The organism is Rhodocytophaga aerolata (genome assembly GCF_030503435.1).
GTDB classification, from domain to species: Bacteria; Bacteroidota; Bacteroidia; order Cytophagales; family 172606-1; genus Rhodocytophaga; species Rhodocytophaga aerolata.
In genome coordinates, this window is sequence record NZ_JAUKPO010000038.1 from 36,997 (window position 1) to 60,240 (window position 23,244).

23 protein-coding genes and 1 tRNA gene are annotated in these 23,244 nt (G+C 41.6%); 4 read left to right on the forward strand and 20 right to left on the reverse strand.

Going from position 1 to position 23,244, the window contains the following annotated elements; all coding sequences use genetic code 11:
* From Q0590_RS31805 to Q0590_RS31825, 5 genes are all read right to left on the reverse strand, one after another.
* On the reverse strand, nt 1-2,046 hold the full coding sequence (locus tag Q0590_RS31805) for a TonB-dependent receptor plug domain-containing protein (RefSeq protein WP_302041702.1): 2,046 nt from the start codon (nt 2,044-2,046) through the stop codon (nt 1-3).
* 454 nt (nt 2,047-2,500) lie between these two features.
* Nucleotides 2,501-2,848, reverse strand: a complete 348-nt coding sequence (locus Q0590_RS31810; protein ID WP_302041703.1) for an L-rhamnose mutarotase — start codon at nt 2,846-2,848, stop codon at nt 2,501-2,503.
* A 41-nt stretch (nt 2,849-2,889) separates the two neighbouring features.
* Nucleotides 2,890-3,720, reverse strand: coding sequence for a sugar phosphate isomerase/epimerase family protein (locus tag Q0590_RS31815; RefSeq protein WP_302041704.1), 831 nt, complete (start codon nt 3,718-3,720; stop codon nt 2,890-2,892).
* Between the two features lie 6 nt (nt 3,721-3,726).
* Entirely contained in the window at nt 3,727-4,746 is a 1,020-nt protein-coding gene (locus tag Q0590_RS31820) for a zinc-binding alcohol dehydrogenase family protein (protein ID WP_302041705.1), read from the reverse strand.
* A 6-nt stretch (nt 4,747-4,752) separates the two neighbouring features.
* Nucleotides 4,753-5,700 carry an aldo/keto reductase gene (locus Q0590_RS31825; RefSeq protein WP_302041706.1) on the reverse strand — a complete coding sequence of 316 codons (948 nt, stop codon included), beginning with the start codon at nt 5,698-5,700 and terminating at the stop codon, nt 4,753-4,755.
* A gap of 353 nt (nt 5,701-6,053) precedes the next feature.
* Between Q0590_RS31825 and Q0590_RS31830 the strand changes: the two genes are divergently transcribed.
* On the forward strand, nt 6,054-6,893 hold the full coding sequence (locus Q0590_RS31830; RefSeq protein WP_302041707.1) for a ThuA domain-containing protein: 840 nt from the start codon (nt 6,054-6,056) through the stop codon (nt 6,891-6,893).
* Between the two features lie 276 nt (nt 6,894-7,169).
* On the opposite strand, the gene Q0590_RS31835 is transcribed toward Q0590_RS31830, so the two are convergent.
* From Q0590_RS31835 to Q0590_RS31850, 4 genes are all read right to left on the reverse strand, one after another.
* Nucleotides 7,170-8,357, reverse strand: coding sequence for a DUF6600 domain-containing protein (locus Q0590_RS31835; RefSeq protein ID WP_302041708.1), 1,188 nt, complete (start codon nt 8,355-8,357; stop codon nt 7,170-7,172).
* A gap of 339 nt (nt 8,358-8,696) precedes the next feature.
* The gene (locus Q0590_RS31840) at nt 8,697-8,978 is read right to left on the reverse strand and encodes a LytR/AlgR family response regulator transcription factor (RefSeq protein ID WP_302041709.1); all 282 of its coding nucleotides are present in this window, start codon (nt 8,976-8,978) and stop codon (nt 8,697-8,699) included.
* Between the two features lie 166 nt (nt 8,979-9,144).
* On the reverse strand, nt 9,145-10,032 hold the full coding sequence (locus tag Q0590_RS31845) for a dienelactone hydrolase family protein (RefSeq protein ID WP_302041710.1): 888 nt from the start codon (nt 10,030-10,032) through the stop codon (nt 9,145-9,147).
* Between the two features lie 22 nt (nt 10,033-10,054).
* Nucleotides 10,055-11,695 carry a carboxylesterase/lipase family protein gene (locus Q0590_RS31850; protein WP_302041711.1) on the reverse strand — a complete coding sequence of 547 codons (1,641 nt, stop codon included), beginning with the start codon at nt 11,693-11,695 and terminating at the stop codon, nt 10,055-10,057.
* 412 nt (nt 11,696-12,107) lie between these two features.
* Between Q0590_RS31850 and Q0590_RS31855 the strand changes: the two genes are divergently transcribed.
* The gene (locus Q0590_RS31855; RefSeq protein WP_302041712.1) at nt 12,108-12,767 is read left to right on the forward strand and encodes a YceI family protein; all 660 of its coding nucleotides are present in this window, start codon (nt 12,108-12,110) and stop codon (nt 12,765-12,767) included.
* 600 nt (nt 12,768-13,367) lie between these two features.
* Here the strand turns inward: Q0590_RS31855 and Q0590_RS31860 are convergent.
* Nucleotides 13,368-13,685 (reverse strand): FRG domain-containing protein, encoded by a 318-nt coding sequence (locus tag Q0590_RS31860; protein WP_302041713.1) that lies wholly within the window; start codon nt 13,683-13,685, stop codon nt 13,368-13,370.
* 231 nt (nt 13,686-13,916) lie between these two features.
* A tRNA-Lys gene (locus Q0590_RS31865) sits at nt 13,917-13,989 on the reverse strand.
* A gap of 70 nt (nt 13,990-14,059) precedes the next feature.
* Here Q0590_RS31865 and Q0590_RS31870 point away from each other — a divergent pair.
* The gene (locus Q0590_RS31870; RefSeq protein WP_302041714.1) at nt 14,060-14,797 is read left to right on the forward strand and encodes an SH3 domain-containing protein; all 738 of its coding nucleotides are present in this window, start codon (nt 14,060-14,062) and stop codon (nt 14,795-14,797) included.
* Nucleotides 14,798-14,800: 3 nt separating this feature from the next.
* Here the strand turns inward: Q0590_RS31870 and Q0590_RS31875 are convergent, their stop codons facing one another.
* The 9 genes from Q0590_RS31875 to pdeM all read right to left on the reverse strand — a co-directional run bounded on the left by Q0590_RS31875 (nt 14,801) and on the right by pdeM (nt 21,910).
* Nucleotides 14,801-15,607 (reverse strand): SDR family oxidoreductase, encoded by an 807-nt coding sequence (locus Q0590_RS31875; RefSeq protein ID WP_302041715.1) that lies wholly within the window; start codon nt 15,605-15,607, stop codon nt 14,801-14,803.
* 14 nt (nt 15,608-15,621) lie between these two features.
* Nucleotides 15,622-16,560 (reverse strand): bifunctional riboflavin kinase/FAD synthetase, encoded by a 939-nt coding sequence (locus Q0590_RS31880; protein WP_302041716.1) that lies wholly within the window; start codon nt 16,558-16,560, stop codon nt 15,622-15,624.
* Nucleotides 16,538-17,230: a tRNA pseudouridine(55) synthase TruB gene (gene truB / locus Q0590_RS31885; protein ID WP_302041717.1), complete on the reverse strand. Its 693-nt coding sequence runs from the start codon at nt 17,228-17,230 to the stop codon at nt 16,538-16,540. Before truB ends, Q0590_RS31880 begins: the two co-directional genes overlap by 23 nt.
* A 110-nt stretch (nt 17,231-17,340) precedes the next feature.
* Complete coding sequence (locus Q0590_RS31890) at nt 17,341-18,120, reverse strand: undecaprenyl-diphosphate phosphatase (RefSeq protein WP_302041718.1); 780 nt, start codon at nt 18,118-18,120, stop codon at nt 17,341-17,343.
* The gene (locus Q0590_RS31895) at nt 18,117-18,326 is read right to left on the reverse strand and encodes a DUF3098 domain-containing protein (RefSeq protein ID WP_302041719.1); all 210 of its coding nucleotides are present in this window, start codon (nt 18,324-18,326) and stop codon (nt 18,117-18,119) included. Before Q0590_RS31895 ends, Q0590_RS31890 begins: the two co-directional genes overlap by 4 nt.
* Nucleotides 18,327-18,462: 136 nt before the next feature.
* Nucleotides 18,463-19,281 carry a cell division protein FtsX gene (locus tag Q0590_RS31900; RefSeq protein ID WP_302041720.1) on the reverse strand — a complete coding sequence of 273 codons (819 nt, stop codon included), beginning with the start codon at nt 19,279-19,281 and terminating at the stop codon, nt 18,463-18,465.
* A gap of 253 nt (nt 19,282-19,534) precedes the next feature.
* A complete protein-coding gene (locus tag Q0590_RS31905; protein ID WP_302041721.1) occupies nt 19,535-20,434 on the reverse strand; it encodes a hypothetical protein in 900 nt (299 codons plus the stop codon).
* Nucleotides 20,435-20,437: 3 nt separating this feature from the next.
* Nucleotides 20,438-20,977, reverse strand: coding sequence for an RNA polymerase sigma factor (locus tag Q0590_RS31910; RefSeq protein ID WP_302041722.1), 540 nt, complete (start codon nt 20,975-20,977; stop codon nt 20,438-20,440).
* Between the two features lie 270 nt (nt 20,978-21,247).
* On the reverse strand, nt 21,248-21,910 hold the full coding sequence (pdeM, locus tag Q0590_RS31915; RefSeq protein ID WP_302041723.1) for a ligase-associated DNA damage response endonuclease PdeM: 663 nt from the start codon (nt 21,908-21,910) through the stop codon (nt 21,248-21,250).
* 289 nt (nt 21,911-22,199) lie between these two features.
* Here pdeM and meaB point away from each other — a divergent pair, with 289 nt between their 5' ends.
* The gene (gene meaB / locus Q0590_RS31920) at nt 22,200-23,195 is read left to right on the forward strand and encodes a methylmalonyl Co-A mutase-associated GTPase MeaB (RefSeq protein WP_302041724.1); all 996 of its coding nucleotides are present in this window, start codon (nt 22,200-22,202) and stop codon (nt 23,193-23,195) included.
* Nucleotides 23,196-23,244 lie beyond the last annotated feature (49 nt).

Genomic DNA, 23,244 nt, shown 5'->3' on the forward strand with positions numbered 1-23,244 from the left:
TTAAAAATTTAAAGAATAAGATAGTTTTAACACAAATTCTCTTCCTGGCCCTGGCAGAGGTGCATGGCCACTGTTATACGGCTGAATAAATTGGAATTGCTTATTGAGTAGATCGTACACACCTGCACCTACCGTTACCCGCTTTTCCCATAGGTTTTCGTATTGTACAAACAGGTTAGCCAATACTACCGGATCAAAACTTTGCAGCATGCCACTATTACTTTCAGCATTGTAGGCATAGCCGAACCGTTTGCTCATAAATGTTCCGGAAGGATTTATACTCAGGCCTTTATACAAAATAAAACTGCTGTTTACATTCAGTTTGTGTCCGGCAAAAGCGAGCATCAGGTTTGGCTGTCCACTAACTGCATAAGTATCTATGCGATTTTTATTAGCTGCTGTATAAAAGGAATAGTTTAAATTTATATATCCCCATTGGTCTTTTACTTTATACTCCAGTTCAATACCTCTGGTGCCGGTTCTGGCAAAATTAGCATAGCCCTCAGCCGCCGTTTCCTCATCTACAAAATACACAATGGGATGAAAGGTAGTAATATCATACACGTTTGCCGTGAGCAGCATCTTACTGGTAAACTGATAGCCTGCTTCAAATTCCAGGACGTGGGTCTTTTCAGGTTTAATGTTTCCATCCAGGCTTAGTTCAATGTTTTCAATGCCCGGTGCCCGAAAGGAAGAACTATAAAGCAATTTAAAATTAGCTTTATCTAGTTTTTTAGTAAGGCCCACTCTAGGCACAAATGCAGAACCATACGAATTGTTCTGGTCATATCTGGCTCCGATAATTACATTTACCAAGCGGTTTTTCAGGATGCCTTCAGCAAATAAAGCTGTATTCCGGTAAGCGACTGTAGGTTCTCCATTCACAAACACGACAGAATCTATCCGGTTTCTGGCTCTATCATTAAAAAACTCACTTCCTATGGTCAGGTTAAGGTAGCGGTTGGGCTCGTATAAGGCTGTAAGACTTCCCCGGTAGCGGTCAGCTGCAATGTTAAAATCTGTACTGCCTTCCGCCAAGGGTGGCGATTGCCAGGGAATCTGATGTTTAAAGTTGATGCGGGGCGTAATGGTTAGTTTTTTGCCTACTTCCAGATCATATTTTAGGTCTGCGTAATAGCTTTTGAAGTTGTTATAGGCCAGTTGGTATACTTGTCCTACATTATCCCGGTTGGTAGTCTGATAACTATCATAGATGCCTCGGAAACTAAGCTTTTTGTAGCTCAAGCCTAGATTTATATTGGTAGGATTAAGGGCTGAGCTGTTGGTAAGCGTATAGGTATTGCCATCAAAATCGGTGTACTCCCCGGTGCTTCGTCTTCCCTGTCCTATAAAGGAAGATAGGGTAAAAGCAAAATCTTTTGTTTTTTTGCCAGCAGATACATTAATAATCCGTCTGCCATAGGTATTGCCCAGGTGGCTGTAGGTAGCCGATGCCTGAATGCCATGAAGGTCTTCAACGTCTTTGGTAATAATATTTATTACGCCATATTCTGCATATCCTCCATAAATGGCCGAGCCTGGCCCCCGGATTATTTCTATTCTTTTAATCTGATCTACGTTAAAATTATTGCCAAGCTGTATGGTTGAATAGAGTATTTCATTTAACTCTTGGCCATCCAGTAACAACAATGCTTTTCCTTCATGCGCCCAGTTGCCGCGGATGCCTATTCCGATTACACCCTGTACATCTACACCAAAATCAAATCCGGGAACCAGCCGGAGGACGTCCAGTAAATCCCTGGCACCAGAGCGGGAAATTTCTTCCTGTGTAATAAGGGAGATAATGGAGGGTGATTTCCGCACAGAAACAGCTTTTTTAGAAGCTACCCCAATTAAGGAATTAATCATCTCTTCAAGTTCACTGGATACCCCGGTTGCTTTTAAATTTGTGAGTTCTTCTAAACTCATCGAATAAATATCCAAGGAGTCTGACTGGGTTGGCTCTACCTGTGCCTGTACTTGGCAGTATAATAGGAGCAACAAGGAAATACACAATGCAGCTTTTTTCTGTAAGGAAATGAGCATAGATTTTATTCTTAACTAGTTAGGGGAAATATGCCAGCGGTTGTTTTTAGGCTAGTAGCATGGCACAAATTATATATTCTGTCTGTGTTGGAATATGAAGTGTGACTTTTTTACTTACGGAAGTAATATTGGCTGTTAATTAAGTTACTTAAATGCAGATGAATGAGCTACGAGGATGAAAAATGAAAGGTATGGCTTTAAGTTTGTAGCAGCAAAAGGTAGGTATAATGAATAATGCTTGTAGGAATTACTAAAGAACTTTCGCTATAGGGAGTATACGCAGAAAAACCCAACTAGCCGCTGGGTTTTAAAATAGTATTATTCTGGCAACGTTATTTGTCGCTATTTAAGTAGCTGGCAATAAATAATCATAGATACCCAAATTCGGGTATTAGGCTATAGAAGGGTGTCTTCTTCCCGATAGGCTTGTTTCGTATCCTGCCACATGATTTGCTTACTTATCAGGGTTGTGTTGAAAAATTTTATCCATCAATACCCATTTCTGGCCTGGTTTTGCCCAAGGTAAGGGTTGTTGAAATTTCCACATCAGATCTTCCCATTCCTTTATTTTTGGGTTGGTAGCATCCATAGCTGCTTTTTTCTCAAAAGTGAAATCATCGTTGGTTTCCAGAATCATAAACATCCGGTTACCGGTGCGGTAAATTTCTATGTTGGTAATTCCTGCTTCCACATCATGTCTGGTTACTTCAGGCCAGGCACTTCCGGGTTGATGCCATTTTTCATAGTCACGGATTAGTTCTGGGTCGTCTATCAGGTCAAGGGCCAGGCAAAATCTTTTCATAGGTTTCAATTATAAAGGTGGGTATACAATTAAATTACAGTTTACATGGATAATTTATTGCCAAAATGCTGCTTAAAAGATGCTATGGTTTGTTTGGCTGCCTCATCCGGGGTAGGCCAGGGAAAGGCTTCAGCAGAAAGGTATCCCTGGTATCCGACCTCTTGCAAGACAGCGGCAATAGCTGGCATCCCTGTATGCCCCATACCCATTGGCCGCCGGTTGCTATCTGCCAGGTGAATATGCCCAATCAACAGGCTGTTTTTCCGGATACTCTCTGGCAAGGAGGCTTCTTCAATATTCATGTGAAATAAATCGGCGAGTAAACGTATGGCGTGAGTCGGTAGAGAACTGATAAAAGATGCCCCCTCTTCTAATGTATTTATCAGGTTGGTTTCATAGCGGTTGAGTGGTTCATAGATCAGTGTCACCTGGTTTGCCTCCGCATGTTTACCTAGTATGGTTAATCCCTCGGCGAGCCATGTTAACACCTTTTCTCTGGCCAGGCCAGACGTTACATTTCCTTGCATAGAACCGATGATGGCAGGTGCACCAAAATTAGCTCCAAACGAAATCATCTCTGTAATAAAAGAAATAGCTTCTTTGCGGATGTGCGGATCAGGGTCGGTAAGTGTTAATCCATGAATTACCTTTCCGGCGCCAGTGCCTACTGCTGCTAAGGCAAGTCCGGTGTCAGCAAGTAAAGCCTGTAAATGGGTTGAATCTATGGCACTGGCTGAAGAGGTGAATAACTCTATGCCATCAAAACCTAGCTTGGCGGCTTTGGCTATACTTCCTTCCAGATCTTCCCAGTAAATCCAGGGACCGGTTTTTATTTGGGGCACTAATGCAATGGTTACACTCGATTTGATCATAGCCATTTATTTGTCGAGCTCAACCATGATTTTAGTAATGGGGCCAGGATTTTCTGCCCATGCCGCCAGCGCTGCCCCTGCTTCATCTAACGAAACAACTTTGCTGATTACTTCCTCTACCGGAAACTTGCCGGCTTCCAGGTACTGGATTACTTCTGTAAACTCTCCCTGGCAATTGCGGGAGCCCAGGATTTCTATTTCTTTCCGCACAAAGATGCCCGTGTTAAATTCCACCGGTTTTTTGGCATAGCCAATACATATTACACGGCCAGTATAGGCTACTTCTTCTACGGCCGTGCGGTAGGTGGCAGGGCTTCCCACTGCTTCAATAAACACATCCGGACCATCGCCACCGGTAATTTTCATCAGTGCCTCATGCAAGTCTACCTGAGAAGTGTTGATAGTATGTTGAGCACCTATTTTTTTGGCTATCTGCATTTTAGATTCATCAATATCAATGGCAATTACCTCTGCTCCGCGGCTTACTGACCCGGCAATGGCTCCTATGCCTACAATGCCGCACCCAATAACGGCTACTTTGTCCTGGGCGGTCACACGGCCTCTGGTGACGGCATGAAATCCTACCGTAAGAGGCTCTACCAGGGCAAGTTCCCGGAGAGATAATTTTTGTGAAGCATATAACTTGCTCCAGTGTACAGCCAGGTATTTTGTCATGGCTCCAGGGCGCCTAACACCCATCGTCTTGTTATCCTGGCAGGCATTCGGGCGGCCTTTGCGGCAGGAAATACACTCTCCGCAGTTCAAATACGGGGATAAGGTGACTTTCATGCCTGGGGTAAATGTATCCGGAACCTGGCTGCCTACCTTTTCTATCGTTGCGCCTACCTCATGGCCAAGTATATTCGGGTATTCTTGTAATTCAAATAATCCTCTAAATCCATTCAAATCTCCGCCACAAAATCCTACCATGCCTATGCGCAACAGCACTTCTTCTGGCTTTATCTGAGGTTCATCTACCTGGCGTACTGCGGTTTTTCCCGGTTCTGTTAGAAATAATGCTTTCATTGTAGGTTAATTCTGTTTTTGGGGAATATTATTTTCAGGTTTCCCTTCATACCACATGTTATTTTTGACAGGAGCTACGAGTTGTTCAATTTCCTGCAACAGGCCATCGGGTATCTCAAGATTTACTGCCCGTAAATTCTGCGTAATATGATCCATTGTATAAATACCCACAATAGTGGAGGCAATGTCCGGATGGTCCAGTGCATAGCGAATGGCCACTTCACTTACATTTACGCCATACCGTTTGCAAACGTCTATTAGTTTAGGCTGCAACTGCTTTACTTCTTGTGGAGAGCGGTGCCAGGCAGGCAAGGGAGCATCGGATAAAATGCGCTGGAGCAGGGGAGAGGCATTCAGTAATCCAAAGCCTTTTTCATTGGAAAGCGGCACGAGTTCATCGTTAATTTCATCTTCCAGTAAATTATAATGTCCCCAGGAAAGCACCGTATCCAGATCTACTTGCCGTGCTATATGCGCCAGATACCGTACCGGCAGGCCAGTAATGCCTACATAGCGGGCTTTTCCCATTTCCTTTACTTTATGTATGGCAGGAATGGCTTCTTCAAGTATCTGCTGTTTATCCACAAATTCAATATCGTGCAGCTGGAAAATATCTACATAGTCTGTTTGCAGTCTAATAAGCGATTCGTCGATGCTGCGCAAGATCCGGTCGTAGGAAAAGTCAAACTCTTTCAGGCCATAGCGGCCACATTTGGTTGCCAGAAAAATGTTTTGCCGCTTGCCTTTTAAGGCTTTTCCGAGCCGCTCTTCGGCAAGGCCTGCGCCATAAAAAGGGGCAACATCAAAAAGGTTGATGCCATGATCGATGGCATAATGGACGGCCTGAGTTCCTTCGCGTTCATCAGCTACCTCAAAAACGTTACCCAAGGGGGAGGCGCCAAAACTTAACATAGACACATTTAATGCTGTTCTTCCCAGTTTCCGGTATTGCATAGGTTTGTATTACTAAATTTAATAGATAATGATCAGCTAGTAAACCGGCTGACAATTTATGATTTATTCATAAAAAATTTATCTGTTTTTGAGAATTATCCTGGATTAATTAAGCTGGTTAATGTATGCTACATGGTTGTCCTGGTGTTGCAAGGTACTACAACCTCAATACGGAAGCAGAAAGGGGGATACGGATAGTATTTTGTAGTATCTTGAATCGGGCGATAGGCTTGCTGTATTATATAACAATGATAGATAGTAGGGACAACTGAAAATGCTTGTAAATTATAACATAAGCCTTGTATTCCAATGGAGCCTGCAACTAGTCAACGGAAGTGTTTATGATGAAACGAATGCTGAAAATAATTTTATGGTCTGGTATAGGCATTATTGCTGTGGCAGGCATTTTACTTGCCGGTTTCCTGTACAAAGTCAAGCATGGCTTTCCGGTTTCTTACGAAACGCAAGTTCCTAGCATTGATTTTCCGTCCACCCATACTAGTGTGCTGCTATTTTCTAAAGCTACCGGTTTTCGTCATGGAGAATCTATAGAGGCAGGTAAAAAAGCCTTCGCTGAACTGGCCCGGAAGAATAACTGGTTTTTGTACAGCACTGAAGAAGGAGGGGTATTTAACCCTGAGCAGTTAGCTAACTTTGATGTGGTGATTTTCAATAATTCTACTGGCCGGGTGCTAAACGATACTCAGCAAAGGGCTTTGGAAAATTATGTGGAGCAAGGCGGCAGCCTGATTGGCATTCATGGCTCGGGCGACGATTCGCATCACTGGGAATGGTACGAGCAAAATTTAACTGGTGTACGGTTTTCTCATCATCCGATTGACCCGCAGCTACAGCAAACAACGGTTATGCTGAACGCTGTTCCCGACACCTTACTTATACAGGGGTTGCCAAAGCAATGGACCCATACCGATGAATGGTACGTGTTTTTTGAAAATCCCCGTACCAAAGGTTTTGAGGTGCTCTATACCATAGATGGAGAAAAGATTATTCCCGGAGGAAATTTTCTCTGGATAATAGATAAAGATTTTGGTATGGGGAAAGATCATCCGGTTAGCTGGTACCGGGCAAGTGGCCGTGGCCGGACTTTTTACACGTCTATGGGACATCAAGCGGAGGCATGGGAACAACCCGCTTTTTTACAGATGTTAGAAAACGCTGTAGGGAGCCGCTAAAGGCATTTGATGGCAGTTTCTAAATACGCATTCAGTGTATTATACGACTTTGCAATATTATAAATCGCTGCCGGCTAATTTTGACTCTGAATCCACTCATGGGAAACTAGTTGCTTGCTTTTTTCTCAGGAATCCTTTGGGCTACTATCAACCTATGTTATCCATCCCTAAGCCTGTTTTACTTAAAACGGGAGCCTTCTGAAAGGTTGCTTCAGAAAGCTCCCGTTTGTAGGAACTTATGACTTATAGTGCAGGAAGCTATTTTACCGCAGGCCCTTACTCATTTCTTCTGGCTTTTTCGCTTTCTGTCCGGGAAGACCTCTGCCGCGGTGATGTTTCCCCGTGAGTTTGCGGCTGTCTTTGAGATCTGCTTTCACTGCTCACCTGAGACCGATGTTGTGCTGGCTCAGGTGTTCGTTGCCGGCTGGCGGTAGAAGGCTGTCGTGTGGGTTGCTCATAACGGCTTTCTGACCGGCTTTCTCTGGTAAAATCAGGGCTAGAGGAAGTAGCGCCTGTCCTTCCGGCATTACCCTGGTTTCTTTCTTCTCTTGAATTACTAGCCCTATTCTCTCTGGGTTGATTCGCGCTATTTCCTCTGGGATTGTTAGCAGGGGTATGTTGGGTATAAGGAGTTTCCTGGCTTTCTATTCTACTATTTCTATCTGCCCTGCCTGGTGTTTGCCTGTTGTTACCTTGCGAATGATCCGTTTCTCTGCCGGATACTTGCCGGGGTGAACTAACTTCCGGGCGGTACATCGCAATAGAACCATTGCGAGAGAGCGGACGGCCAGGCCTACTCGTAGACTCTATCCGGTGAACGGGTACAGTTCTTCGGGTAGTTCTTTCTATTTCGTGGCGGTAAGGTCCACAGACATATACACGATTGTTGTAGCGGTAGGTATTCCGAATATAGACAGTTCTGTTGTAGATATGAACGATCCGTGGTCTGGGTGCACAATATCTGTAAATATAAGGGCTGGCAATATGTATTTGCGGAACAAATACCCAGTGTATAGCCGGAATATTTATAGATACATTAATATTCATTCCCGGACCAAGGGGAGCCCATCCATAGTACCCACCTCCCGATCGCCATGCAACCCAGGCAGGTCCCCATTCGTCGCCAGGAACCCATACCCAACCATCATAGTCGTCATAAAACCAGCGGCCGTAATGAAAAGGAGCCCATCCCCATACATAGTCTGATACCCAGGTGTTGCCATATTCCGTCATAATCCAATGGCCATTACTGGCATACGGACGAAAGTCTTGCTCCACGGCAGGAATCCATACGGAGCCATACTGAGGATGCACCACCCACTGTCCATAAGGAGCCAGTTCGTCGTAAAACGTCTGGAAAGAAATGCTGCCTCCCCCTTGTGCCTTGGCCTGTTGATAACTTGCTAGTATACACATCCATAGGAGCAGTATGCCCAGGATGCCGGTTCGTTTCGCTGTCTTCATATGCTAGATTGCTTAAGTAAACGTGTAACCTTTGATTGTGCAATGGCCACCTACATACATCCTGTAAAAACCTTGCCGAACTATGCATGTTCTCGATAAGAAGTTAAAATCAATCGACAAATCTGCTATAGATACTTATTGAAACCGTTAAATGCACCCACGCTGAGAAAACTTCCGAAGGCCGACCACAAGGGGTAGACAATACATTTATTTCATAGATTGTCATGGATGACAGTTAACTCTTTCTTGTAAAACGGATTACGGGGGCGAAATCGTGTTTCTTCCAAGAAATATTAACTTACTGGTACTTGCAATCAGGCATTGAAATTTGAAAAATCATTAGGCGTGCATCCACTCTTTGTTAAAGCCTTCATAACTTTCGCCTACAGGTAATTCTTTGCCAGAAGCGAGCACTACCTTCCGCTTACCGATGGCTTTTACCTGATCAATTCTCACTACATAGCTTCTGTGTATCCATTTAAGTTTTCCGGATGGAAGTTTTTCTACTGCTTTTTTTATAGGCATCAAGGTCATTACCGGCTTAGAGCCCATCAGGTGGATACGGATATAGTCTTCCAGGCTTTCTATGTATTCAATGTCTCGAATATTGATTTTAACCATCCGGTACTCAGAATACACAAATAAACATAGCAGGCTAGTAGTCAATAATACAAGGAATAAGGCTGAAAACGAAGACAGCGTATGTGTACACTGTTTCTATTGTACACATACGCTGCCAGCCATCAGACAATAAAAGCTTTTAAAGAAGCATGCTACTCGTAGTTTGCTACTTCAATTCTGCATTAAAAAAATCGACGGTGCGTTTCCAGGCAAGTTCAGCCGCTGCTTTGTCGTAACGGGGGGTTGTATCATTATGAAAGCCATGGTTGGCATTGGCATACATATAAACTTTATAGTCTTTTTTGTTCGCTTGCAATGCTTTCTCATAGGCCGGCCAACCCTCATTTACCCGCGTATCTAATTCTGCATAGTGCAAAAGGAGTGGAGCCTTTATTTTGGGAACATCTTCTATGGCAGGCTGCCCTCCGTAAAATGGAACAGATGCCGCTAACGTTGGAATGCGTACAGCCATCATATTAGCAATCCAGCCACCGAAGCAAAAGCCTACTACTCCAATTTTGCCATTACAGCTTTTGTTGCTTTTCAGAAAGTCATAGGCAGCAATAAAATCTTCTAGCATGTCGTTTCTGTCCCGTTTACTTTGCAGTGTACGGCCTTCATCATCATTTCCAGGGTAGCCGCCCAAAGGGGTTAAGGCATCTGGTGCAAACGATACAAATCCTGCCAGGGCAGCTCTTCTGGCTACATCTTCAATATGGGGATTTAGTCCCCGGTTTTCATGAACCACCACAATGCCTCCAAGCTTCTTTTTCGAGTCTGCAGGCATAGATAATAAACCTTTCATCTTTCCGCCGCCTTTGGGAGATTCGTAATTGACATATTCTGATTTTAATCGAGGATCGTCTGCTTTAATCTGAATACCACCCTTGTAATCTGGCATCAGAAAACCCATGAGTGAAGCTACCGTAATGCCTCCCACCGCATACGTAGAAAGCTTTTGCATAAACTCACGTCTGTCTAGCCGGTTATGGGCATAGTCATCGTAGAGGTCAAATACTTCTTGTTTAATGGCTTCTTTTTTGATTTCGTCCATGTTCGTTTCTGTTCGTAATTGCTTACTTCATATTTGCTTGCTCTAATAACAGAAAACGTTCCCGCTGCTGATCAGGCCGGGCGCCGGATTTTACATCAATGTGCATTACCTGAGCCGGCTTATCTCCACTGACAGCTGGCCAGTCAGGTAAGTTCTTGCCATTGGGATTCTTCAACTTAATGAAATTAGCAAAGTACTCCTGCATCAGCTGGGATACTTTGTAGTCCTCTGGTGCCCATGCGTATACTTTATTGGTTGCGAGATTACCCATGGCATACTCAATTTCCGCTGAATGTACTGCCCCTTGTGCTGGAGGCACTTTCATAGCCTCTGCATCCGTGCCTCGTACTACACCTCCAGCTAGCCCTGGAGCTGCATCGCCCATTTCGGGAGTCATAGGAGGTCGTGGCCGTGTATAGTAGTAGCGGTATACAGATTTGCCACTTGTTTTACTATGTACATCTATCCATTTCCAGGTACTGTAGCCTGTAAACCGGTCGCCGGCTAAGGCCGTAGCTGACTGCATTACTTCCTGCTGGGTAGAAGCCGGATACAGTTTCAGTACTTTTTCCGCATGGTCACCAAAGAGTTTCTCTACGGCTTTCTGGTAGTTTTCCGGGGTAGGAGCTTCCTCTCCCAGAATGGACCGGTAATTCATTTCTTCCGAGTTCCAGCCAGCCAGTAAAGGTACCTTTGCCTGCTCTCCGGCCTGGAATATTGCCATTGCAGATTTGGGTAAGAAGTACCCATCCACAATAGGTCTGAACCGCGGGCTTTCCGGGTTAGCTGTAGCTTCCAGCAACTTTTCAGCTGGCATGGCTCGTAAATCAGGTAGGGAAGTTACACCTGCGATTTTAGCAAAATTTACGCCTGCTTCTTCTGCCTGGGCAAGCGTTGTAGCTGGTAATAAGGATAACAACGATCCACTTTCTCCAATAGCAGCACTAATTAAATCTTTGGATAATGGAGAGGCCATTTGGGCACAAACTGAGGATGAACCGGCTGATTCACCGGCAATAGTTACTTTCTTAGGATCTCCACCAAAAGCGGTAATATTCTGCTGAACCCAGCGTAACGCAGCCGACTGGTCTAGTAGGCCATAATTACCAGAGGCATTCTTACTTGATTCTTTGGTAAGTTCCGGATGTGCCATAAAACCAAATACACCTAAGCGGTAGTTCACGGTAAGAGCAACTATGCCTTTCTGGGCCATATTTTCCCCATCATACCGTGGCTCTGATCCATCTCCGGCCATAAAACCTCCTCCATAGAAATAGACCAGTACCGGCAGCTTCTCTTTATTTGATTTAGCTGGCGTCCATACATTCAGATACAGGCAATCTTCACTCATGCCATCAGAACGAAAGTTCATATCTCCAAAAACTGCCCGCTGCATAGCCATGGGTCCAAATTTGTCAGCTTTGCGCACTCCCTGCCAGTTTTTTACCGGTTGCGGTTCCTTCCAACGCAGTTCACCTACGGGTGGAGCAGCAAAGGGTATTCCTTTAAAAGCGCGGATGCCACTTTTTTCAATAACACCTTCCAGGGTGCCGTTTGTTATTGTAACGCGGTTTATGCCACTGGTTGTCCCGCTTGGGGTTTGTGCTACAGCCAGCGACACTAGCTGGCTTGAAAACAGAAGAAAAAAAATGAAGTTTTTCATAATGGTATAGGTAAATGAATTTTAAGGTCGCCGTGCATTTTACTATCAATACTATCTATCATACCCTTCAAAATATACGTACTTTTTGAAGTAATCTTGAAGTGTAGAAACTGCAATGATGGAAAGTTCTTGGTAAAATGGATAAAAGCTACTTGGTAAAGTAGCGATTTTTTCCGCGATAGAGCAATAAAAGTAGCATTATCCTTTCACAATCGGTTGCCAGATACTGGCTAGCGTGTTTTGTAATGCCATCAATACCCGTTTGTTAAAATACTTTTCTTCAAGATTGCTTCAAATTCTTATGCTATCTTTGGATAGAAATGAATAGTGGATAGGTATAACCAGTCCCTGTTTATTTAAACTAGTTTAGGTATAAATTATCATCACATTTACTTATTTATTCGAAAACAGTATGAGAACAGTAAAAATCTTGTTAAGCGTAATCGTATTCACTTTGTTGTTCAATCAGGTAAACCTGGTAGCAGGTGAGGACCCTGGCAAATCTAAGGCAGCTAAGGCCTCAACCTTGGCAGTAGACCCTGCAAAAAGTGAGCTTACCTGGAATGCGAAAAAAGTAGGCGGAGAACATACCGGCAAAGTTAAAGTAGCCAAAGGCAGCTTGACAGTCAATGCAAACAAGCTAACCGGAGGCACCTTTACTATGGACATGACCAGCATCTCAGTTACCGATATTACGGATGAAGGCATGAACGCCAAATTAACCAACCATTTAAAGTCAGAAGATTTCTTTTCCGTAGAGAAAAATCCTGCTTCTACTTTTAAAATTACCAAAGCAGAGCCTATAGCCAATGCTAAAGCAGGAGAGGCTAATTACAAAATTACCGGAGATTTAAGCATTAAAGGCATTACCAATTCGGTAACCTTCCCTGCCGTTGTAAATCTGACTACAAGTAGTGCGCAAGCTACAGCCAAGATTGACGTAGACCGGACAAAGTATGATATTAAATACCGGGCAGCTATTATTGGCACTGCAGCAGACAAAATTATTGACGATACCTTTACTATTAATCTGAAACTGGTGGCTGGCAAATCTGAAACCGCCAGCAAATAAGCGCCTCAACAAAGTTGGATCACAGGGAATTCACTTGTCGAAACAAATAGGTTGCTACTAAATATAGATCTTAACCAGTAAAACAGTAAGGCCAGAGAATATTCTCTGGCCTTACTGTTTTACTGGTTATTACTTGAGCCAACTATATTTACTTCCACAATATGCTGGCATCTGCAAAATACCTAAGCATGTATTAATTCGAGGCAAGTAAGAAGATAGTCATAAATAATCAGTAAAGGACTCTTCACTAAATATAACTTCAACATAACTATCGGCTTCATCACCCAGGAAAACTTTTGCATGAACGCTGCCTACCCAATATAGGTTAATTATGCAATCTTCTTTAATTTGAGTAGCTAAGAACTCCCCATTCTCCAAAACATATTGAACCTGATCGTGTAAGGGGAGATGCTGAAGCTGGAAGATAGTAAGCATATAAAGCGGTTGAAAAGCCTGAAGATAATTCTGAGGCAAATTAATTCCTAATACCTATTTTCTTTTCTATTCCTTTTTATCCAGTATTTCCTGGCTGGCCAAGTAGGTGAATGTTGAGCCATTCCTTGCAGGAAGATTTGGAAGTGGGGGAGGATGCGACACAAATTATTTAATGGATTCAATATATTTCCATTTTAAATAGTTAGATAAGCCAACCAAATCTGGATATATAGCATATATATTTATTCCGTAGGAATCTACTCTATTTAATACTGAATTTCTAACATTGTCCGGGCAGACAAACTTGTATAAACCTTTCTTATAGGAAGGATTTTCACTCCAGTCTAACAGCCTTGTGGGTAAATCATGATGTTGAGCTAATGCCAGTAATTCTAATTTTAAATCTATATTTAATAAGCGGGGCAAGAAAGGCAACATCCTTCTTTTAAAATCTGCCAATAATCCTGTTTCTGTCTTAAGCAAAGCTAAGTTATTGGACTAGGCACAAGTTGCCAAGATTCTTCTCTTTGACCTCTATATTAGAAAGTGTTTTTTTACTTTCTAATATAGACTGAATTTTATCTAAATACTCTTCGAAGTAATTTATATATAGTCTCTGACATAAATTAAATATTAGAATTATTAATGCACTTGCCCTATAATTTCCCCCTAATAGAAAAAAGCCTCTAATTTCTAAAATTAGAGGCTTTTCAGTGATCCCGCTGGGATTCGAACCCAGGACCCATACATTAAAAGTGTATTGCTCTACCGACTGAGCTACGGAATCTTTTTGTACTTTTGCAAGTGTCTAAGGTGTTTCCTTAATTGCGTTGCAAATATAGATGTTCAGGTTTTAAATGCAAAATATAGATTTAAAAAAAATAGCTTTTTTTTTATGGGGATGCCTTGTTTTAAGCCATCTGGCTTATAGCCAGGATATTAAATTGTTATTGGCTCAGGCAGATACACTGTTTGTTCAGCAAAAGTATACGCAGGCGCTGCATCAGTATGAACAAATTTTTTCTCAAACCGGGCAAGCTTCCCCTGCTATGCTGTTGAAAATGGCGTATGTGGAGGAAGGGAACGGCAATTATACCAAAGCCTTATATTTTCTTAGCCTGTATTACTTACAGCGGCCCAATCTGCAAGTTGTTAATAAAATGAAGGAAATAGCTGCCACCTATAATTTGCAAGGCTATGAATTCAGGGACGTTGACCTTTTTCTAATTCTCTATCAGCGGTATTATACTTATCTGGCAGCGGCCATATTAGTAATTTGCATTATTTGGATAGTATCCTTAATTGTCCGAAAAGTCCGGAGAGAGTACTTACCTGCCCGGCATCTGGCTGGTTGCATGCTTTTTTTGGTGCTAGTATTACTTTTTCTCAATATTCAAAAGGCAGACCAGCAGGCAATTATTTCGCAGGATAATGTATACCTGATGAGTGCTCCCTCAGCAGGAGCCGAATTAGTGTATATTGCTCAGAAGGGACACCGGTTAGATGTGCAACAGCAACAGGATATCTGGGTGCAGGTGCAATGGAACGGTCAAATTGCCTATGTCCGGAAGCAAAATGTGTGGCTGGTGGAATAGTTTTTATTTAAAAGGAGAGTCTTTTTCTTTAGCCATTACATTATACACTACATTATCCATGATACCTGGTATCCATTTGTTGAGGAATACAGCCAGTTTGCCTTGTGTGGTTAAAATCAGATCGCGTTTCCGGCTGATGGTAGCTTTGTAGATATGCCGGGCAACTTCCTCAGCGCTCATAAGCTTCTCTTCTGCCCGTGGTGACTCGCCTTGAGGTTGACCATTGGCCAGAAGGGCAGCATTCCGGATGTTAGATGCTGTGAAACCCGGACAAGCTACTAATATATGTACTCCGCTTTTCATTACTTCTGTCCGTAGCGATTCCAGAAAGCCTTGCATAGCATATTTAGAAGCCGTATAAGCGGTGCGGGCTGGTGTGCCCCTGTATCCATTAATAGAAGAAATACCGATAACAGACCCTTTGGTGGCAAGAATATACGGAAGACAATACTTAGTGGCATACACTGTACCATAAAAGTTAATGTCCATTACTTTTTCAAATACCTGCAAATCAAGTTCAGCAAACAGGGCTCGCATAGAGATACCGGCGTTGTTGATCAATATATCTATTTTGCCATAGTGCCTAATGGTTTCTTCCACCATGCGTTTATTGTCTTCCTGTAAACTCGCATCGGCTACAATAGGAAGAGTATCTATACCGGATGAACGCAGGTAATCTGCGGTTTCAAGTAAGCTCGTTTGGCTCCGGCCAGTAATGACTACTTTCGCCCCGTTTTTACCAAATTCTTCAGCACAGGCTGAGCCAATGCCTGAGGATGCTCCGGTTATAATAACAACTTTATCTTTCATACAACAAGCAGAAATTAGGAGATGATAGTTTTAAAAAGCTCAACCGTCTGGTGGTAATCTTTCTGAAGTTGTACCTGTAAAGCATGCATGTTGTCAAACTTTTGATCTTTCCGGATGAGTTCCATAAAATAAATAGCCAACCTGTCTCCATAAATGGTTTGATTGAAATCAAAGATATTTACTTCAATGCTTCTCATTTTGCCATCTATGGTCGGACGACTACCGATATACAGCATTCCTTGATAAAGTTTATCAAGGTGAGCCACTTTAACTGCATAAATGCCATCCATGGGTACTAATTTGTATGCCTGTTCAAGGTGAATATTTGCTGTGGGAAATCCCAGTTGGCGGCCAATCTGATCTCCTGCGACAACTCTGCCACTCAGTGTATAAGGACTCCCCAGGTATTCATTAGCGATATGAATATTGCCTTCCATCAGTGCATGGCGGATTCTGGTAGAGCTAACTCCCACATCATCAATATCCTGACGGGGAATTTCTTCTACTTCAAACCCATAGGTAGAGGCGTTCTGGATCAGGTGTTCAAAGCTCCCTTCTCTGTTTTTTCCAAACCGGTGGTCATAGCCAATCACCAGTTTTTGGGTGCCTATCTTTTCAACCAGAATCTGGGTAATAAATTCTTTAGAACTTAGTTGTGAGAACTCTTTGGTAAAAGGAATAATAACCAGATGGTCTATCTGATGCTTGTCCAGAAGTTCTATTTTTTCATCTATGGTAGAAAGTAGTTTAAGGTCTGCACTATCTGTAGATACAATGAGCCTGGGGTGTGGCCAGTAAGTAATCACTACGGTTTCTCCCTGATGCAACCGGGCCACCTCCCGTAAACGGGCAAGTATTTTCTGATGACCTACGTGTACGCCATCGAATGTGCCGCTGGTAACGACTGCAAAAGGTAATTTGGTAAAATGATCAAGTCCCTGGTGTACCTTCATGTGTTTGCCCAAGTGATTGTATAAATTGTTCGATGGTTAATGCCTCTGCTACAGTAAACTCTCCAATTCTGACTCTGCGCAGCTCAGATAAGTAGGCACCCGAATGCAGATATTGTCCGAAGTCCCGTACCAAACTGCGAATATAGGTACCTTTAGAACAAATAATACGAAAATGTACCACAGGAAAGTCAATATGGGTAATATCAAATGCCTGCACATACACTTCACGCGCTTTTAACTCCACTATTTCCCCTTTACGGGCTTTTTTATACACCCGCTGTCCATTTACCTGTATGGCTGAATATACAGGAGGAACCTGCTGAAGCATACCAGTTAACGAACTGGCTGCTTCCTGAAGCATGGCCGGAGTAATATGTTCAATGGGATAGGAATGATCGAAATCTGTTTCCAGATCTACAGATGGCGTGGTTTTACCAAGTACCAGTTGGCCGGTATACTCTTTCTCCTGCGCCTGATACAGGTCTATACTCTTTGTTTTTTTGCCTGTACAAAGAATTAACAGGCCGGTTGCCAGGGGGTCCAGGGTGCCGGCGTGTCCTATCTTCTTTATTTTTATGGTATTTCTGATTTTTCGCACTGCATCAAAGGAAGTCCAGCGGTAGGGCTTATCAATCAGCAGCACTTCTCCTTCTTCAAAGTGATAAGGCATATGGAAAGGGAATAAGTTGAATCAACTGAGCCTTGGATTTGCTCAGTTGATACGTGTAAAGTAAAATAGTTCTAGGATGAAAGGACTAGTCCCTGCAGCCTATTGCCGGATCAGACCTCTAAGTCTACCCCCATCATAAATAAGATCAACAGCAGCAACCCAAGGGCAATCCGGTAATATCCGAATACCTTAAATCCATATTTCGTTAGAAAAGAGATAAAAAACTTGATAGCCAGCATAGCTACGATAAATGCTACCACATTGCCAATCAGTAAGGTATCAATGTTCTGTATGGTTATGTATTTGTAATCTTTTAACAGCTTGTATCCGGAGGCAGCAAACATCGTAGGCACGGCTAGAAAGAAAGAGAACTCTGCTGCTGCTTTCCTGCTTAATTTTTGAGTCATGCCACCAATAATGGTAGCAGCCGAGCGCGAAACGCCGGGGATCATAGCTAAGCACTGAAACAACCCAATGGTAAATGCCTTTTTGTGATTTACCTGATCTAGTTCATTTTCCGGATTATTAAACAGGCGGTCAATGAAAATCAATACAAAACCTCCCACTAACAACATTACCGCAACTACCACCACATTTTCTAACAAGGCATCAATTATATCAATAAACAGCAGTCCGAAAATGGCCGATGGAATAAAAGCAATAAATAGTTTTAAATAAAATTCAAAAGATTGAAAGAAACGCCGCCAGTATAGCACAACCACTGAAAGTATGGCGCCAAATTGTACATTAACGGTAAATATTTTGGTAAACTCTTCCTCATTGATCCCCATCATTGCAGAGGCGATAATCATATGTCCGGTAGAGGAAATGGGTAAGAACTCGGTAAGTCCTTCAACTATTGCCATAATAATGGCCTCTATTACATTCATTTTTTTGGATTACGTAAGATGGCAAAAAATTCAATTATAAATCCGATCATGACGATGATGGGGCCAACCGTTAAGCCTAATACACCAAAACCGAAAGGTTCTTTATCCAGGGACATAATGATGAAGCCTAGAATTAGTACAGCTATGCCAGCCAGCATAAGTATGTAATTTTGTTTGCCAAAGGCCATTTTACTTTTATTTTCCATACACGTGTTTGATGGTTGAAATGAAGAGCGGAATGAGGAGTAATAAGCTAAAAGTTATTGTTCAAAAATACACCGATTGAATTATATGTTAGATAGCTATATTTTTATTAAATTGTTATTTCTGCAAGCAGCCTTATTAATAGAGTTCATCTAGAGACATCTGTAAGTATTTGTTTACGGATCTGTATGAACTGAATAACGAGATAAGTGGCCCGAGTATACAGAGCCCAGCCAGAAGAAGGAATATTTGCTCCTGTACCTGTAACATTACCAATTCTTTTATCTGGGTATTTGCATATTGCAGCAACACATACAGTAAAACCGCAGCCAGAATCCCACTGAGAAAACCTTGCCCCAACGAGCGGAATAAAAAAGGACGCTGGATAAACCAGGAGGTGGCGCCCACCAACTGCATACTGCGGATGAGAAATCGTTGCGAGAATAAAGCCAGCTTAATAGTATTGTTAATAAGGATGGTTATGGTAAAAAGCAACAAGGCCGCAAAAACCAGCAAGACAAACGATATCCGGTAGATATTGCGATTAATTTCCTCTACTAGGTTCTCTACATACGTAGCTTCAAAAACACCTGGTATTTTCTCTACATCCTGCTTAATCAGTTGCATTTTACGGTTGTCGTAAAACTCCGGCTTAATCTTAATTAAATACGCATCTCTTAATGGATTTTCACCTAGCAAGGTCATAAAGTTTTCTCCGGTAGCTTCTATAAATTTTTTGGCTGCTTCGTCTTTATGCACAAATTGAATCTGAGGGGTATTCTCCTTTTTTTCCAGATAAGGCCGCTTCTGTAAAGCTTTCTCCACATTAGCTGTTTCTTCTTGCGAAAGGTATCTGTCCAGGTAGATTTGAATTTCTATACTTTCCCTGACAATACTGGAAAGTTTGCTGGCATGTAAAAGTAATAGACCGCCTAACCCAATCACAAACAAAGCCATGGTGAGGCTAAAAACAACAGTAAAAAACGGGTAACTGCCTAATCTTTTTTTTCGCTTATATGTTATTTCCTGTACTTGCATTGAATAAAATCAGGCAGCAAAGGTAAGAATTTATTTCTATTGTTATTTCCATTGATGGGGCAAAAGCAAAAAACCTTTCCTGATTCGAGGAAAGGTTTTTTTAAAATATGTATACTCTTTTTACCTCAATGCCTGTACTTATTATTGGATCAGGTGTATGAGCGCATGACATTTATGGATTATTTGACTTATAAGACTCAAGTGCTTTTATCTCCTGTTGGTCATCTACTAATTGTATAGGAGAGATCTGAGGCTGATTGCGGTTTAGCTTATAAAATTTGCCATCATATAGCAAAAAGCGTTGAGTCTGGTCTGGTAGATCAATAATTTTATAAGGTTTTTCAAAGCCATATAAAAACAACTGGCCGTTGGTATACTTATACTGCAATTTATATTTGGATGTATTATTATCAACAATAATTAATGTTGGTTCGGCACTGGCAGCCGGTTTTGTTACACCACTTTCTGGGAGTACTAGTTTATCATCTTTTTGGATTTCCTCTTCTTCAACGATAGCCTGGGTAGCTTCAACTACTACTGGAGCTATGGTTGTTTGTGTATTTTTTGCAGGTGTTGTTTTTTTTGGCGCAGGATTAACATTTGCAGGACTTGTTACCGTTTCAGGCATGTTACTGTCTGCTGTGTCGTAAGTGTCTGCTAAAGCAATAGTATTTTCAGAAGTTACTTCACTAGGGTTGGTTGCATGTTGTGAATCCACAGGCATTTGAGAAACGGCACCGGAAAGCTGCGTAGATGACAGATCCTTCCCTGAGTCTTTAAAAATTAGAAAGCCGGCTACACCAACAATGGCAATACCTCCCAGAATAGCACCTCCTACAGTAAAGTCGCCTGGTGAACTTTTGCTACTCACATCAATCTTATTCAACCGCTGCTTTAATTCATTTTTCCGGTAATCACTAATAGAGGCAATAATGTCTTTCTGCAAGGTAAGTTCATTTTGCAAAAGGGGATCTTGCCGCAATTGTTCTTCCAACTCCAGTCGTTCTTTTTCTGTAAGTTCGTTTCTGATGTACGCTTCTAACTTTTCCGAGTAGTTTAATCCTTTGTTCATATTTTAGTCTAGGAAATCCGAGGCCTTGTATTTCGATTTAATTAATTCGTCAAGCTCTTTTTTACACTTATATTTTTTCGTCTTCGCAGTATCCGCATTGGCAAACCCCATTTTCTCGGCTATGTCACTCATCGATAGATTATCGAAATAGTAATAAGTTAAGATTTTCCGGCATGTTTCGCCCAGGTTGTTTATAGAGTTATTTATAATTTCAATACGCTCCCGACGGTCTACATCATTAATTTCAGGGCTGTCTTTTTCTTCACTGCTAAGTTTGCTTTTTCTTTCCAGCTCTTTGCGCCACAAATTCTGGCATATGCTGTAAATAAAGGTACTTATCTTAGAAGAAAGCACAAGATTGCCACTTACAGCTTTCTGCCAGAAAACAATTAAAGCATCCTGATAAATATCTTTTGCTTCGTCTTCAGTACCACTGTTATTAATGACCATTTTGGTCATCATCTTGTAATTTTTTTTATAAAGGTAATCTAGTGCGCCTTCATCTCCTTGTCGTATCCTGGCAAGTATCTCGCTATCCTTCATTATCAAAAGCAAAGCTTTAAGGTTTAATACTCAATGTAAAAATTTGGTAACCGGATTATTTTAAATAAAACTGTTAAATTATATTTAAAAGGTAAAACAACTTTTCTTCTTTCAATTTAACAGAATATTAATCAAAATAGCAAATGCAAGCATGCATGCGAACGATCGTATATGTAAGTTAATTTGTAGATTATTTTCCTCTTATACTACCATTACCTGCAAATGGGTTGCCTTTTCAGCCACAGAAAAACAAATTCCTTTCTCATTTGCCTAATTTATTCTCTTCACCACTGTACCTGCTATAGCAAACACCCTGCTTTCAGGTTCAGGATTAATAATTGCTTTCCCCGTGAAACTGCCAAAAGCAGGTAAGATACCTGTTGATTTCCCAAAATAAAAACAAGGTAACGTAAGAACTTGCTTTCCTTTGCCATATAGTGTAACTGCCGGATGGATATGTCCACAAAGTGTATAATACGGTGAAGGTTCTGTAAGAGGAGTGTGAGAAAATATAAACGGAGGATTAAGTAAAGATTGCATACAAAGACTTATCGTAGCTGTATCATAAAATGACTTAGGTAGAATATCATGGTTGCCTTTCACTAAAGTAAATCTGATATGCTGATAGTTTAAAACCCATTTTGAAAATTCAACGCAGGCATGGTTTGCCTGACTATGAAACAGATCACCTAAAAATACTACTTCCTGAATAGTATACTGGTTTAAAATTCTATCTAAAACAGGATAATCAGTGATTGCAACTGTTTGTGGAACAGCTATTCCTGACTTTCTGAAATGATTTACTTTACCCAAATGAACATCTGCTACTAATAAAATTCCTTTTTCTTTCCAGATTATTGCTTTTTCAGGAAGTAATACTAATGTTTGCTCCAATAAAGAAAATGTATAAGCTCCGTTGGCTAAATCTGACACGTAAAAGTAATTTTTAATAGCTCATTAAATATAAATTTTATAAAATTAGCCCTTTTTATATTTCTACAGAATATATTTTGAACAGGATTATCATAAAAAGGTCTTATGTTTTTCGGTATTATATTCAAATTAACATTACTCTTACTGCTATTTACCTGCTTGTAGTTTTTGTGATCGTTTGTTTGTAAGATGAAAAAAGAATAGGCACTTGGCTATATATTTATGATCTCTGTTGAAATGAGCTTATTAAAAGAGCTATTGTATAGTTAGTTGCATCAGCCTAATAGTAATGAATAAAAAAAGGAATCGGCATCCGGTAAAAACCTATTTTGATGGTATCCTTCGTTCAGACAGGCTACTCTTAAGCCAGGCAATCACGTTGGCAGAGAGTAACCTGCCGGCTGATCAAAAATTAGCTCAGGAGCTATTAACACAAGTATTGCCTCATACCGGGCGTGCTATCCGCATTGGTATTACAGGTGTGCCGGGAGTAGGCAAAAGTACATTTATCGAAGTATTTGGTAAAATAATTACCTCTTTAGGGAAAAAGCTTGCCGTATTGGCAGTAGACCCAAGCAGTCAGCGGACCAGGGGAAGTATTATGGGCGATAAAACCCGTATGGAAACATTATCTAATGATCCACTGGCTTATATCAGGCCCTCGCCTGCAGGAAACTCATTGGGAGGGGTAACCAGAAATACCCGGCAAGCATTGCTTCTTTGTGAAGCTGCCGGGTATGAAGTGATTATTATTGAAACTGTTGGCGTCGGGCAATCGGAAACAGCTGTGCATGGAATGGTTGACTTTTTTCTATTGCTCGCTTTAGCCGGGGCTGGCGATGAACTACAAGGAATAAAAAGAGGAATTATGGAAATGGCGGATGCCATTGCTATAACCAAAGCCGACGGACAAAATAAGCAGGCAGCAGAACAAGCCGCTGCGATGTATAAAAATGCCTTGCATCTTTTCCCTCTCTCAGAAAAAAAATGGAATCCGCCGGTTGTTACCTGCTCAGCTTACACACAGGAAGGTATTAGGCAGGTTTGGGAAATTATTACCGTCTATCATCAACAAATGCAAGCCAGCGGTTACCTTTTGAAAAACCGGCAAACCCAAAGCCTGCAATGGATGTATGAAACAATCAAACAAGGTCTGGAAGGCAATTTTTATAATCATCCCCAAATACAAGCCCAGCTGCCAGTAATAGAACAGGAGGTAATTAATGGTCAATTGCCCGCATTGACGGCTGCTCTTCACCTGTTATCTCTGTTTAAGGTGTCCTGAGGGTGTAGATGATAGGTTGGGAATTTATTTTGAGGAAAAATATGTTATC

Coding starts and splice junctions, on each gene's coding strand:
- truB (WP_302041717.1), bottom strand. CDS start 17,230: ATGCCTTATCACTTTGAAGAAGGAGAAGTGCTGCTGATTGATAAGCCC.
- Q0590_RS31810 (WP_302041703.1), bottom strand. CDS start 2,848: ATGAAAAGATTTTGCCTGGCCCTTGACCTGATAGACGACCCAGAACTA.
- Q0590_RS31880 (WP_302041716.1), bottom strand. CDS start 16,560: ATGAAGGTACACCAGGGACTTGATCATTTTACCAAATTACCTTTTGCA.
- Q0590_RS31905 (WP_302041721.1), bottom strand. CDS start 20,434: ATGAACAAAGGATTAAACTACTCGGAAAAGTTAGAAGCGTACATCAGA.
- Q0590_RS31835 (WP_302041708.1), bottom strand. CDS start 8,357: ATGAAGACAGCGAAACGAACCGGCATCCTGGGCATACTGCTCCTATGG.
- Q0590_RS31830 (WP_302041707.1), top strand. CDS start 6,054: ATGCTGAAAATAATTTTATGGTCTGGTATAGGCATTATTGCTGTGGCA.
- Q0590_RS31870 (WP_302041714.1), top strand. CDS start 14,060: ATGCAAAATATAGATTTAAAAAAAATAGCTTTTTTTTTATGGGGATGC.
- Q0590_RS31855 (WP_302041712.1), top strand. CDS start 12,108: ATGAGAACAGTAAAAATCTTGTTAAGCGTAATCGTATTCACTTTGTTG.
- Q0590_RS31890 (WP_302041718.1), bottom strand. CDS start 18,120: ATGAATGTAATAGAGGCCATTATTATGGCAATAGTTGAAGGACTTACC.
- Q0590_RS31845 (WP_302041710.1), bottom strand. CDS start 10,032: ATGGACGAAATCAAAAAAGAAGCCATTAAACAAGAAGTATTTGACCTC.
- Q0590_RS31900 (WP_302041720.1), bottom strand. CDS start 19,281: ATGGCTTTGTTTGTGATTGGGTTAGGCGGTCTATTACTTTTACATGCC.
- Q0590_RS31825 (WP_302041706.1), bottom strand. CDS start 5,700: ATGCAATACCGGAAACTGGGAAGAACAGCATTAAATGTGTCTATGTTA.
- Q0590_RS31840 (WP_302041709.1), bottom strand. CDS start 8,978: ATGGTTAAAATCAATATTCGAGACATTGAATACATAGAAAGCCTGGAA.
- Q0590_RS31815 (WP_302041704.1), bottom strand. CDS start 3,720: ATGATCAAATCGAGTGTAACCATTGCATTAGTGCCCCAAATAAAAACC.
- meaB (WP_302041724.1), top strand. CDS start 22,200: ATGAATAAAAAAAGGAATCGGCATCCGGTAAAAACCTATTTTGATGGT.
- Q0590_RS31850 (WP_302041711.1), bottom strand. CDS start 11,695: ATGAAAAACTTCATTTTTTTTCTTCTGTTTTCAAGCCAGCTAGTGTCG.
- Q0590_RS31910 (WP_302041722.1), bottom strand. CDS start 20,977: ATGAAGGATAGCGAGATACTTGCCAGGATACGACAAGGAGATGAAGGC.
- Q0590_RS31805 (WP_302041702.1), bottom strand. CDS start 2,046: ATGCTCATTTCCTTACAGAAAAAAGCTGCATTGTGTATTTCCTTGTTG.
- Q0590_RS31820 (WP_302041705.1), bottom strand. CDS start 4,746: ATGAAAGCATTATTTCTAACAGAACCGGGAAAAACCGCAGTACGCCAG.
- Q0590_RS31895 (WP_302041719.1), bottom strand. CDS start 18,326: ATGGAAAATAAAAGTAAAATGGCCTTTGGCAAACAAAATTACATACTT.
- Q0590_RS31875 (WP_302041715.1), bottom strand. CDS start 15,607: ATGAAAGATAAAGTTGTTATTATAACCGGAGCATCCTCAGGCATTGGC.